Below are 12,231 nucleotides of genomic sequence, written 5' to 3'. Positions count from 1 at the left end.
TAGTAACGGTAAACCGTTGTGCAACAACATAATTCATGTCGTGTCGGTCCCACGTTTACGTAACCGGCGAGCTCATGATTCTTGGCATGGCAACGAACCGGCGCTGCGACGGGTGCGGCGACATCTACGCCGCACACAGGCCATCGTCACGCTTCTGCACGACTAACTGCCGGGTGAACTATCACCGCCGGCTCGCGCGTGGCGCGGAACTCCTCGCCGCCGACCGAGCCGGCCGACCCGCACCATTGCCCACCCCACCGACCACCAACGTGAGCCGCGGATTCGAGGCCCTCGCCGACGAAGCTGCCCGCACTGATTACTACTTCGGAACGTTCAAGGCGGACCCGAATCTCCATGTCTGCCAGCGGTGCGGCAACGCGTTCCAGGCCGAGACCAAGCAGCGACACTGCTCCATCGCGTGCCGTGACGCCGACCGCGACGACGCGAAGGGACAGCGATGACCTATCAGCACCTCGACGCCGACGCCAACCGTGTCCTCGCAACTGCGCAGCGCGAAGCACGAGCGCTCGGCCACAGCTACGTCGGCGTCGAGCACATTCTTCTTGCCTTGACCGCGGAGGCCGATGTCCTGGAGACGCTGGGCTATTCGCCGACCGAGATCCGCAGCCACGTCGAGACGATCGTCGGGTACGGCGGGTGTGCGTCGCCGAGCGGCGAACTGCCGATGAGTGGTCGTGCCCGACGACTGGTCGTTGAACTTGGACCTCGGCAGGCCCTCGCCCGTGGCGGGCAGCGTGTCAGCGTGGCCGACCTCGGCGCCGCTGTCCTCCGTGACCACGACGTCGTCGCTGCACTCCTACCGAGGACGTCATTGTGATTATTTACAGCAATCCCACGTCGTCGTCGGCGTGGGCACCGCGTACCCAGCACTTCACGTCCGCCGCCCGCCGCGTCCTGGAGCACGCTCAGGCCGAAGCACGGCGGCTCGGCTACAACTACATCGGCACCGAGCACATCCTCCACTGCCTCCTCCACGACTCCGACGTTGCCGCCACTCTCTCCCGGCTTAGCGTGCGACTGCGGTCGGTCCGGGAGCTCGTCGACGACCTCATCGGCACCGATTCGCACGGGCGCCGATCACCCGACGTACCGCTCGACTGGGACGGCCGCGCACGACGGGTTCTTGAGGATCTTGTGCCCCGTGAAGTTCTTAATGCGGGCCATCACTACGCCGGGGTCGAGCATGTATTCCTCGGGTTGATTCGTGAAGGCGAAGGCCCCGCCGCGACAGTTCTCGCTTCGCTGGGTGTGCACCTCAAAGCTGCCCGCCGGGCCGCCCTCGCCGGGGCATCCCCATGAGCGGGTTCGCGGGCCGGGTGTCGTTGGGGTCATCCCCCTTCAAATCGATTCCCTTGCCCCGGCCCGCGAACCCTCCCAACTTCCGGTTGGCGTCTCCACGGTCATGTGAACGCCGCCACCGGGAGGACAGGCGGGAGGGGGTGGTGGCGGGGTTATTTCTCTTGCATAACCAGGCGCGCCACCGAGCAGCAAGCCGAGTGAAGGAAGCACATTGGCTCGCGCACCCCTCCCGCCAACGCCACGAACGGAAGGACTGACGATGACTGAACCCGCCGAGGGCTCGTCTGGTGGTGTGTCCTGGATTGACGTAGCGGCGTCGGCCGTCGGCATCGAACGGTCGATGAAGGCGATCGGGGAACGCGCCAGCACCGCCCTCGTCGGCTCGATGAGGGCGGGGCTGGCTGCCCGTGGCGCTGCGCTCGGCGACGAACTCCTCGCTGGCCTCGATAAGACGTCGCAGGCGTCGATGGTCGGCGCGTCGATCGGCGAGGCCATCGGGAAAGGCATCGGCGCGCCGCTGCAGTTGGTCCGCGAAGCATTCTCTGGCTTGGGTCGCGACGGCACCGCAAGTGCCCAAGCGTTGACCCGCGAATACAACAATGTCAGCGACGCCTTCCGACGAGGCGAAGCATCACTCAAGGCGCTGAACACCGAAGCGAAGCGCGCCACCGAGGCCGGCGGCGCGTTCGATTCGACTCAGATCCTGAGAGTTACAACGTCGGTCGACGAGCTCCGCCAAAGGCAAAGCGATCTGGCCGCCCAGATTCGGGCGTCAGACGAGGCCGCCAAGAGCGCTGGTAGCAGCTTCAACGTCTCGGGGCTCGCCGCGGGTGTTATGGGCGGTGCGATCAGTGCTGGCGCAATCATCGGTATCGAGTCGTTCGACGAATTAATAAGCAAGGCAACCGAACTCGGAGACAAACTACTCGACACAGGCGAAATTCAGGAGGGCATCAACCGCCGGTTGCAGACCACGACTGCCGCAACTGGCGAACAGCTCGAGAGCCTGTCGCAGACCGTCAACCGCGTAGCTGGGAACACAGCAGCCGGATTCGACGTGATCACCGACGCCACAGCCGCCCTATCGACCCGACTCCACCTGACCGGGGCACCACTAGACGAGTTGGTGCAGAAGGTGTCCAACGCGTCCGTCATCTTGGGACAGCCCATCGACGTCAACGCGTTCACCGCTGCTATGCATGCATTGGGGGTCAGCGGAGCTGACGCAGGCACCGAGCTCGATACGCTCTTCAAGATCAGCCGCGCAAGCCACGAAAATTTGAACGAACTGATCGCAGACCTTGGTACCAACGCCTCCGTCCTGAGTGCCTTCGGTCTGAACGCCGACCAGAGCGCGCGACTCCTCGCCGGCCTCAGCGAAGCCGGCATCAAGAGCTCGACAGTCATCCGCGGACTCAACCCCTTGGTCAAGCAGGCCGAAAAAGCTCATGAGAGCTTCGGGGACCGACTCAAGGAAGTCGTACAACATATCCAGGATGCGCACGACGCCTGGCTGAAACTGCACGATCAGGCCGACCTCGATACTGAGAATTATTGGGCAAGCAAACTCGGTCCGCGCGCAGCAATCGCATTCAAGCAAGCCGTCGACGACGGCACGCTCAGCGTCCAATCCCTGAACGGTGCGCTCGGTGACCTACCGGCAGGCGGGATCGATGACGTAGCGGAATCCACGCGGACGTTGTCGGACCGTCTGACGATCATCGGGCACCAGATCGACGCTGATCTTGGCCCACTGGGTGAGGTTCTGCAGGCCAGCCTTGGTGATTCTCTGACGAAGATCGGCACTTGGATCTCGTCGAACACACCGACGATCATCGGGTTTCTGTCCTCGATCGGGACGATTGCCATCGAGGTCGGCGGGCAGATCGCGGGTGCGCTCGCCAACATCACCGGGATGATCGGCTCGCTGGAGGCGGCGTACGGCGCGTTGACCGGCAACGATCAGACGAAGAAGGCTGGCGAACACCTGCAAGATCTCGGGCAGCAGATGTCGAATCTCGGCGACCACACCGATCGGGCGGTCAAGGCGTTCCAAGATTTGCTGGACAAAGCCCAGGCCACGGCTGCCATCTCTCAAGACCTGAAGACCGCGTTGAAGGTCGGCACCGATGGTCAGCTCCAGCTCGGCGACCCGAACTCTGTCGATGCGTTGCGCAAGGCCGGCGTCGACCTTCAAGACAACGCGGGCAAGTTCACGATCAACGTGGACACGGACGAAGCCGCGAAGACGGTGAAGGACTTGCTGGCATCGATTCCGGCCGCGAAGGACATCCCGGTCACGGTGATCCCGAAGGTGGCACCACCATCTCCTGCACCCGCCGCGCCGCCGGCAGCTTCTCCGTCGGCACCCTCACAACCGTCGGGTACACCGGGGCCGCCGGATTCCTTCGACTGGCTCAATCCCTTTGGGATAGGCGAGAATTCGCAAGGATTCGACATTCTCGACCCGTGGGGAATCTTCCAAAACCGCGACGACGACTTCCGTAACCGTCTGAACTCACAGCCACCGTCGAACGGTGGCCGCGGCCGAAACATGCCCCGGGCGCACCCATCTGGCTACGGCACTGACACCGGCGTCCCGACGAACCTGACAGTGCAACCAGCGTCTGTGAAGCTCGGCCTCGGTGACGTACTCGATGCGGCTGGTCTGCCGTCCTCCGTTTCCGACCCGAGTAAGGGCGTCGTCCTCAACACCGCGATGCAGGTGAAGCCCAACGCCACGTTGGACGTCGACACCACGATGACGAGCGCCGGCATCGACACGTCGCTACAGGGAGCATTACCCGACAGCTCCGGCGACGGCGTACTCCTGCCGACTGCTTTCGACACGTCGAAACCAGGACCACGGTTGTCCGTCAGCGAACTGATGCAGTCGGTGGGCATCCCGGAGTCCAACCAAGGCGACAGCGGTGTCACCCTCGACGTGTCGTACAACGCCCCGACCAGCTCCCCAGGCGCCGTGCCAGCAGGCTTCCCCAGTGGCGTTCCCGGTACGGGTGGCCAGGTGGGCGTGCCGGCATCGGGTTCGAAGGGCGACGTTGCCCGCGCGATCCACGACGCGGTCGTCGCCGCTGGCTACACTGAACAGACCGCAGATTACGCGGTCGCAGCAAGCGACTACGAATCGTCATTGTCGCCCGACATCACCAATGCATCTGGACATCACGGCCTGTTCCAAGAAAGCAGCGACAAGCCCAGTAACGGTGCACAGCAGCAGATTCAGTGGTTCCTGAGCGAGCTGCAACGTCAAGGTGGACCCGCCGCGGTGAACGCATACCCCGGTGGTCCCGGCAACTTCATCGCCGACAAGATCGAAGTCGGCGGTTATCCGGGCAGCAACTACAACTCCTTCCTCAGCCAAGTTCCCGGACTCATCGCCGGTGGACAACCACCGACAGCTGCACCAGGTGGTGCAGCACCCCCGACCACGGCCGGAACCGGCGGCCTGCCTGGCGCCAGCATCAGTTACACGCCTGATTGGCTTCTGTCGCATGGCATTCGACCGATATTCGAGAAGAACCCCAACGATTCCGGTGGCGCGGCCACCCCCGGCGAGATCCCCGCATGGGTGACGCAGCTCGGCGCACAGTTCGACCTCACCCCGAAGGACCACGGCGACAAGACGTTGCACGGTGGTATCGCGGGACCGGGCAACACCATCGACAAGAACGCTTCGTGGGCCTTCGACTTCTTCGGCGCTCCGCAGAACATGCAGAAGTTCGCCGATTACCTCTCGCAGAACTACGCCCAACAGTTGGTGCAGCTCATCCACCAGGACCCCACCACAGGTCGGGACACCGGCGTCGCGGGCGGCCAAGTCCTCCCACAAGGTGCCTATTACACGACGCCCGGCGGCAGCTACCTGGACGAATCCGATGAAGTTCATGTGGCATTCGCCAGCCCGATCGGTCCCGGTGGACCCACCTCACCAACGATTCAGGCAGCCGGGTTCCAGGTCGGCGGGCAATCCAACATCATCGACGTCAACCGCATTAGCACCAACCCCGGCAACCCGCAGATCGCTGCGCCGACCGCGCCCGGTTCTGACTACTCGCAGGTTGCGCCGCCACCGGGAATGACACCGGCACCGCCGGGTGCCGCGAACACCGTTCAAGTTCCGGGCTATGGCGCATATCAATTCTCATGGGATCTTCCACCGGATGAGCAAGCCAAGGCCCGAGCAGAAGGAAAAACGCGACGAATGGATCGAAAAAGCTCAAGATCTGATTGACCGGCAGCAGAACACTGCCCAGCAGATCCAGGAACTGCAGCAGGCCGTCACCGACGCCCAAGCCAAGGCTGACGACGTCAACGCGCTCCCCGACGATCCGGCCGACCCAGACGCCAAGACCAGAGCGAACAAAGAACTCGCAGAGACCCAGCGACGTCTCACCGATGCTCTACACCAGCAATCCCGCGAGGAGACACAGTCACGGATTGACGCGGAGAAGCCACCGCCCTATGAGAAGGACGGCAAGGGCAGCGGCACCAACGATCAGGACGCGGCGGATCTTGGTAAAGGTCTGGTCAAGGGTGTGTTCCAAGAGTTTGGAATCGACGGCAGCGTCTTCAAAGGCATGAAAGCACCCAACGATTGGGGCCTGACGAAGATCCTCGGCGGCGTCCTCAGCTTCGGGTTGAACCTCAGCGCCGCAAAGCACGACGCCAGCGGCGGCGGTAGCAGCGACACGGACGGCGGTGTCCTCGGCATGATCGAGGACGCGATCCCCGCGCTGAAGAACCTCTTACATCCGGGGACAACCGATGGGCAGCCATCTGCAGCCGCACCGGCTCCTGACGCGGCAGCGCTTCCCGCGCCACCCGCGCCGGCCAGCGCTCCGCAGGAACCGTTGCCAGCACCCGCGTCCGCACCATCAGTGCCAGCGGTTCCCGCACCTGCAGCACCAGCACCTGCACCCCCCGCACCACCAGCGCCGGCACGAGCACCGATCGACGTGAAGGGATACCAGTTCGGTTCGCCGGATCGACCGGCGCCACCATCACCTGCACCGAATCAAGTAGTCACCCCTGGCGTGGGCGGCGCACCACCACTCCCCGGCTTCCCGACACCGCCACCAGGTGCCACACCCGCACAAATCCAAGGAGCGAAACCACCGCCCTCACCAGGACCCGCACCAGCACTGACGCCACCCACCGGTGTGACGATCCCCGGCTCACCGAAAGCCGGGCAGCCAGTCGCACCCGCCCTCGGCGTGCCAGCCCAACCCGCCGGCTACAAGGCGCACCATGCCGTGCCCGGCACCCTTGAAGTCGGCAAAAACTGGTTGCCGGGTGGCCTGAACCCCGGATTGAAACTCCCAACCGCTGCCCAACGAATCGACGGGGCCGACGCCGCGTTCGCCGGCATCGTCACGAGCGCCGCCCGCGTCGCCACCACCCTGGCATCACCACAAGGGATTTTGCAGCCCGACATGAGCCCACCCGACCTCAGCAAGTACTCCAACGGTGGCGCACCAGACGCCCCCGCCGACGTCACACCGCAGATCGGGACGACACCAGCACCCACCGCCGCGCCGGCACCGAACACCGGGTCGGGCACCACCATCAGCAACCCGCTGACCGTCAACAACACCTACCAGGGCTTCAACCCGACGCCGCAGGTCGCCGACCAAGTCCGCAACATCTCACTTCAAACCAGCGCACCCGCCATGAGTGGCGGGGCGGGGATCCCGCTATGACCTACACCAGACCAGCGCACCGACGCTGGCAGAAGGAGGAACAACCCGCATGACGAACGTCCACAGCATCGACGACGGACAGACCAGCAGCACGCCGAGGACGCCGAGGGCACCGCGACGCAAGTTCACCTCAGAGTTCAAGGCCGAAGCGGTCCGCCTCGTGCACGCGTCGCCTGACAAGTCGTTCACCGAAATTGCAGAGGGCTTGGGCATCAGCCCAACATCGCTTGGCAACTGGGTCAGAGGCAAGCGCATGGGATCCGGTACGTCGACAACCGACTCCCACGCCAATCACGATCACTTCGCGGTGCTGGACACGTCAACCGTGGACGCCGCCGACCAATTCGCCCAAGCTCTCGTCGACCAACTCCGCGCCGAGAACACCGCCCTGCAGGCCGAACGCGACGCGCTCATGCGGTCGCTGGTTCTGCTCTCCCAAGACAACGCCAAGTGACGGACGCACCATGACCGAGCAGCACGACCACGACCACGACCCCGCCTTGCACGAAGCACTGGCAGAACAGGGACGCGAAGGCGGAACGATCTTCGCTGCACTGATCAGACAGCTGCAACAGGACGGCGACCCAAACCCACCCCTCACCGCAGCGCGCATCATGCTCACCAACGCGCAGCAGCGCACCGCGGACCGCCAAACCGTGAACAACATCTGGCAGGCCACACCATGACCGAGACCCGCAGCGCTGCGCAGACCCTCACCGTCCACACCGGCGACGACCAAACGATCATCGGCGGCTACCTGATCACGTACGACCCCTACGACGTCCACGATGGACTCGACCACGGCGGATGGGTCGAACAGGTCAGCCGTCACGCCCTCCCCGAGCACAACGACACCGCCGTGCCGCTCCACATCAGGGGTGAACCCGCCGGCACCGCCACACTCCACCTAGTGCGTCGTGGCCTGTTCCTGGAAGCCCACCTCGCCACCGACGACATCCCCGGCGGGACCAACGTCCCCAACGAAGCCACCCTCACCATCACCGTCGACCAAGACGACACCCACGACGAAGGTGTACGGGCCATCCGACGGCTCACCATCCACCAGGTCGACCTATGACCGCAACGACGATGGTTAGCAGATCTAGCAAAGTGTCTGGGGGCGAGGAGGCGGGAGCGGTCCTCCGCGCAAAATCCCTCCCCGACCGAATTTTACGTGGAACGGCCTCGATTTTGACTAGTACCGGCAAATCAGTTGTGTTGTGCCGCTTGATGTTTGGGAGGTTCTGGGTGGTTGAGCAGATGAGCGTGGCGGCGCGGGACAAGTTGATAGTGCGGTACTGGCGGGAGGGCTACTCCGCGCGGGCCATCGGGGTGGCGGTCGGCCTGAGTGAGCGTGGGGTTCGGCATGCGTTGGACAGGATCGCGGAGGGTCGACCAGGGAGGCCGATGAGATGATCGACGACGAGGACGCGCTGTACGCGGATGCGCCAGAGCTCGACTCTGGTGAGTGGAGTGCGCCAGCGCCGACGAAGCCGAAGCTGAAGCGGCGGCTGATCGACGGACCGCTGAGGCATACGTTCAGGCTGGTGAGGGCTGGGTACCGGGATCGTTGTGCGGCGGCCGCGTTGCCCTGCGCGATCTGCCACCAGCCGATCGACTATCGGCTAGAGCATGGTGATCCGGGGGCGTTCGAGCTCGATCACATCCACAGTGTGGAGGATCACCCGAATATCGCTTTGATTGAGTACAACTCGGATGCGGGTCGCGGTCCGGTGGGGCCGAATTTTCAACCTAGCCACTCCGTGTGCAATAAGCGTCGTGGTGTTCTGCAGAGCCTGGAGCGCGGGGTCGCTGCAGATGGTGGTGGTGGGACGGCGGTCAAGATCTTCACCCGTGCTGATGGCATCGAGTTCGAGTACGAATTTTCGCTTGACCTCTACGGCCCCGACGGTCCGACGGAGGCGTGGTGAGGTGCGAGGTCAGGTCTTATTGGTGTCGCATGCCGGGACGACGTGATCGTCGGTGACTGCGCGCAGGTACCACGTGTTGTCGACGTTAACCAGTGCGACGGTGGCTTCCGAGGCTCCAGGTGCGTGGTGAGTGTCGGCTATGTCCACGTACCAGGAGTGGTCGTAGGTGTAGCACACGTTGACGGTTGCGGTGTTGTCGTGCTCGGACTGGACATCTGCATTCGCGACGATTTCAGCGCGGCAGGCGTTGGTTCCGGCCGTGGGAACACATGTACCACCGGTGTTTGGCGGCTTCCTGAGCCGCCGCACCACCACACCAACGCACCGAAATTCCGGCCCGACCATCTCCTCAGACCGCAGGTGCGGCGGTCGGGTCCTTCGGCCGCGTAGTGCTCCCTGCGCGCGGCGCGGGGGCGGACTAGAGCCACGGGGTTGAGACACAATCGCTCTCATGCCGGGTAAGTACATCGAGGTCCCAGATTGCTTTCATTTGACAGCGCCAGGGTTGCGCCAAGAACTGGAAGAGCGGACGGCGGCGCAACTGCCGCCGGGGCAGCTCCTCAAGGGTCCGGTGACTGTTCCTTCGACCAGTTTCTTTTCCCGTCCGGGCTGGCTGAAGTATTGGGTTGACTATGAGACCGAGCCGTCTGACGCGCTCGCGGTCGAGAAGACGCTTGCAGACCGTGAGGTCGGATCTGGTTCTACGGCACCGGGTAGCTGCGGGTGTGTGCCGGGCCACGGAGTGCCGGGCTGCGATCTTCATGGGCCGACCGGGCCGTCGAAGATCTGGTGACAACAATATCGACGACGTCGATACACCGCCTATTGTCACGCTGATGTGGATTTGGAGCGCGGGAGCCTTGGTCGCGAGCGATTGTTCCCTTACCTTGGTGATATCAACTTCCAGCGGTCTCGGTATGCACAAGGCGCAAGAGGGTCAGACATGGCTGCGGAATTCCCTCACAGCCCCGATCTAATTCCGGGTGGACTAAGAAACGGGGACTCGCCAGCCGCAGTTCCTATGTCGGCGGCCGGTGAGCAGTGTCATAAACGGTCTTTGCGCCAACGAACGTAGGCTCAACGTCCTCAATATCGCTGGCGTGGTCGTTGCTCAACCGCCAGCTGACCATGCCACGGAGCCCCAAACGAATCGCGTCAGTGGTCCACTGTCCAGTGTCTGCTAGTGAGGTCTGAAATTTGCCTCTTTCCGTGCATACTCCCCCCAGCAGGTCCCCGGCCGGTATCCCGGCCTTTATCCATTGAAGGGCGTGGGCCTCCGTCCCTTTCCCCGGGGCCGAGGAGGGCGAGTAGTCCTGCAGCTCAATCGCTGCCACATGCTGATGAAACGCCTTGACGGCTTGGTCTCCGAACACGCCAGTTGGCCCCAGATCCGGCCACATGGCGGAGACGATGATGCCGAGGTTGGCCTTCTTGAAACTGGGGCCGAGCTGCGTGACAAACTCGGGCACTTGGCTTGTGTTGTTTTCTTCATCGATCACGAGCCCGTGGTACCCGTTGTCCTTTAGCCAGGTAACGATGGCGGTAGTGGATCGGTTGCCGTGCTCCCTGTTGTCCATTACGGCGTCTTCTACCCCGCCGTCGGGACCGGTTGAGGCCCAGATCTGCGCATTTGGTCTTTTCTTGTGGATGAGAGCCTTGACCTGGGCGGCAAAGTTTCCCATCTCGATGCTGTAGGCGCCGCCCGCCTGTGGGACTAGCTGCCCGAAAGCGAGGTTGTAGCGGGTCGCGTAGTGGAGCGGCACTCCCCGCTCCTCCTGCAGCTTCTTGAGCGCATTTTCGTTCCACGTGTCATACCAGGTCACCAATTCGAACGGAAACGGTGATTCGCTGCTGTTCGTCATCAGATGATCCACTTTCTGAAGTAACGGTGCGCTCCGGCCTGCGGGGCTGCGGGCCCAATAGGATATTCGTTGCGGGACCGGCCATCATTTACATATACGGGATTGGCGTTCACCCTAGAGTCATAGTGCAAATGTTTTGTAAATCAACACTGCGTCGCTTCAAGACCGCTCGAGGTCGGTTCCCTAGACGACCTGCGACGGCTAGAGAAGTGCTACGAGAACAGGTAGAGGCTGAATTCGTAGGGCTTCAGCATCGGCATCACCGCGTCAACCAGTGTCGACATCAGGTCGGGTGCGTCGTCGTCCATCATCAGAGGTTAATTCTCGCGGGCCGTCATCCAACAGGGTCGGATTACAGATCCGACCCTGTGTCGGTCGCACCGTGAAATCAGGGTTGCGGAGTCTCGGTCGGCGGTCGGAGGACGGCGAACTCGACTTGATCGGAGTCGTTGAGCATCGCATCGGGGGTGTCGTCTTGGAATGAGACGGAGATGGCCTCTACGAACGGGAGGTTTGTGTCTTCTCGGAAACCGTGGTCTCGGATGAGTTTGATCGGGTGCCAAGTGTTGGGGTCGTCGGTGTCGCCGGCGAGGCGTAACCACATCGACCAGCCTTCAAGGCCATGGTCGGTGAGGTCTTTCGCGGCGCAGGAGAACGTGTCGAGCATCATGGGACATCAGATTATTCGTCGCGCTGGTTGATTTTCTGCCATGGTTTCCTCGGTACAGCAGGTGTTGCGACGGGCAAACGGACCTCTCCCCTATCTGACTGCAGGGGTCGGATTTCAGATCTGACCCTCTCTACTTCGTCTTCGGATGCAGTACCCCTGAGTCGTCGGCTTGAGTGATGAGTCGCTGCAACAGGGTGACGATCAGAACGGTGTTGTTCAGCAGTCGCCACACCGCTTGATAATTGCCCATCTGCTGGTGGTCGGAGTCCAGCATGTGCCGCAGCCGGGGGTCCATGCCCTCGTGAAACCATTGCGAATTGAGCACCAGCTTGGCTAGTTCCAGGTCGGTGGCGCTCATGTGCCATCCCTCGGCGGGGATCGACCAGTGAGACGAGAACATCTCGTCATTAAGGATCTTCTGGTACTCCGTCTGCATCCAGATGAGGGTCCGCTTCCAGTTCTCGTCGGTCAGGGAGTTCAGTACCGAGCGCATCACGCGCGTGACTTTCACGACGTCATCGACCCATGGCAGAAACGGACGTAGCTCGACGGCGAGGCCTTTGACCATGTACTCGTTGTGGGCCTCGTAGCTGACCTCGACGGCGCCGTTGCCGATGACACGGGCTTGGATGCGTTTCGTCAAGTGATTTGGCCCCACCGTCGTCATGAATTTTGGCCCCACCTGGCCTAGGTGGCGCGCTTGGTTCGGGTAGTGGTTTTGCTGGTGC

14 protein-coding genes are annotated in these 12,231 nt (G+C 62.8%); 10 read left to right on the top strand and 4 right to left on the bottom strand.

All coding sequences use genetic code 11. The features are described from left to right. Positions 1 to 173: 173 nt before the first annotated feature. The 9 genes from H7J06_RS24685 (at position 174) to H7J06_RS24645 (ending at position 8,971) form a co-directional block, all read left to right on the top strand. On the top strand, positions 174 to 461 hold the full coding sequence (locus H7J06_RS24685) for a hypothetical protein (protein WP_264042009.1): 288 nt from the start codon (positions 174 to 176) through the stop codon (positions 459 to 461). Then, a complete protein-coding gene (locus tag H7J06_RS24680) occupies positions 458 to 838 on the top strand; it encodes a Clp protease N-terminal domain-containing protein (RefSeq protein WP_264042007.1) in 381 nt (126 codons plus the stop codon). The genes H7J06_RS24685 and H7J06_RS24680 overlap by 4 nt, the downstream gene beginning before the upstream one ends. After that, positions 835 to 1,320 (top strand): Clp protease N-terminal domain-containing protein, encoded by a 486-nt coding sequence (locus tag H7J06_RS24675; protein WP_264042006.1) that lies wholly within the window; start codon positions 835 to 837, stop codon positions 1,318 to 1,320. The genes H7J06_RS24680 and H7J06_RS24675 overlap by 4 nt, the downstream gene beginning before the upstream one ends. A 259-nt stretch (positions 1,321 to 1,579) precedes the next feature. Then, positions 1,580 to 5,572: a hypothetical protein gene (locus H7J06_RS24670; protein WP_264042004.1), complete on the top strand. Its 3,993-nt coding sequence runs from the start codon at positions 1,580 to 1,582 to the stop codon at positions 5,570 to 5,572. Further along, a complete protein-coding gene (locus H7J06_RS24665) occupies positions 5,466 to 7,040 on the top strand; it encodes a hypothetical protein (RefSeq protein WP_264042002.1) in 1,575 nt (524 codons plus the stop codon). Before H7J06_RS24670 ends, H7J06_RS24665 begins: the two co-directional genes overlap by 107 nt. A 49-nt stretch (positions 7,041 to 7,089) precedes the next feature. Then, a complete protein-coding gene (locus H7J06_RS24660; protein ID WP_264042000.1) occupies positions 7,090 to 7,494 on the top strand; it encodes a transposase in 405 nt (134 codons plus the stop codon). A gap of 10 nt (positions 7,495 to 7,504) precedes the next feature. After that, on the top strand, positions 7,505 to 7,726 hold the full coding sequence (locus H7J06_RS24655; protein ID WP_264041998.1) for a hypothetical protein: 222 nt from the start codon (positions 7,505 to 7,507) through the stop codon (positions 7,724 to 7,726). Continuing rightward, positions 7,723 to 8,118 (top strand): hypothetical protein, encoded by a 396-nt coding sequence (locus H7J06_RS24650; RefSeq protein ID WP_264041996.1) that lies wholly within the window; start codon positions 7,723 to 7,725, stop codon positions 8,116 to 8,118. Before H7J06_RS24655 ends, H7J06_RS24650 begins: the two co-directional genes overlap by 4 nt. Positions 8,119 to 8,452: 334 nt before the next feature. Next, positions 8,453 to 8,971, top strand: coding sequence for a hypothetical protein (locus tag H7J06_RS24645; protein WP_264041994.1), 519 nt, complete (start codon positions 8,453 to 8,455; stop codon positions 8,969 to 8,971). A 9-nt stretch (positions 8,972 to 8,980) separates the two neighbouring features. On the opposite strand, the gene H7J06_RS24640 is transcribed toward H7J06_RS24645, so the two are convergent. Further along, positions 8,981 to 9,316: a hypothetical protein gene (locus tag H7J06_RS24640; RefSeq protein WP_264041992.1), complete on the bottom strand. Its 336-nt coding sequence runs from the start codon at positions 9,314 to 9,316 to the stop codon at positions 8,981 to 8,983. A 106-nt stretch (positions 9,317 to 9,422) separates the two neighbouring features. Here H7J06_RS24640 and H7J06_RS24635 point away from each other — a divergent pair, with 106 nt between their 5' ends. Then, positions 9,423 to 9,764, top strand: a complete 342-nt coding sequence (locus tag H7J06_RS24635) for a hypothetical protein (RefSeq protein WP_264041991.1) — start codon at positions 9,423 to 9,425, stop codon at positions 9,762 to 9,764. Between the two features lie 226 nt (positions 9,765 to 9,990). Here the strand turns inward: H7J06_RS24635 and H7J06_RS24630 are convergent, their stop codons facing one another. From H7J06_RS24630 to H7J06_RS24620, 3 genes are all read right to left on the bottom strand, one after another. Further along, complete coding sequence (locus tag H7J06_RS24630) at positions 9,991 to 10,833, bottom strand: glycosyl hydrolase family 18 protein (protein ID WP_264041989.1); 843 nt, start codon at positions 10,831 to 10,833, stop codon at positions 9,991 to 9,993. A 388-nt stretch (positions 10,834 to 11,221) separates the two neighbouring features. Beyond that, the gene (locus H7J06_RS24625) at positions 11,222 to 11,503 is read right to left on the bottom strand and encodes a hypothetical protein (RefSeq protein ID WP_264041987.1); all 282 of its coding nucleotides are present in this window, start codon (positions 11,501 to 11,503) and stop codon (positions 11,222 to 11,224) included. Between the two features lie 130 nt (positions 11,504 to 11,633). Next, positions 11,634 to 12,231: hypothetical protein (locus tag H7J06_RS24620; protein WP_264041985.1), on the bottom strand; the 598-nt coding region annotated here is incomplete at its 5' end.

Origin of the sequence: Mycolicibacterium hodleri (assembly GCF_025822245.1) — a bacterium.
Taxonomy (GTDB): Bacteria; Actinomycetota; Actinomycetes; order Mycobacteriales; family Mycobacteriaceae; genus Mycobacterium; species Mycobacterium hodleri.
The sequence above is the reverse complement of the archived record's forward strand: the minus strand, read 5'-3'. Positions and strand labels throughout refer to the sequence as shown.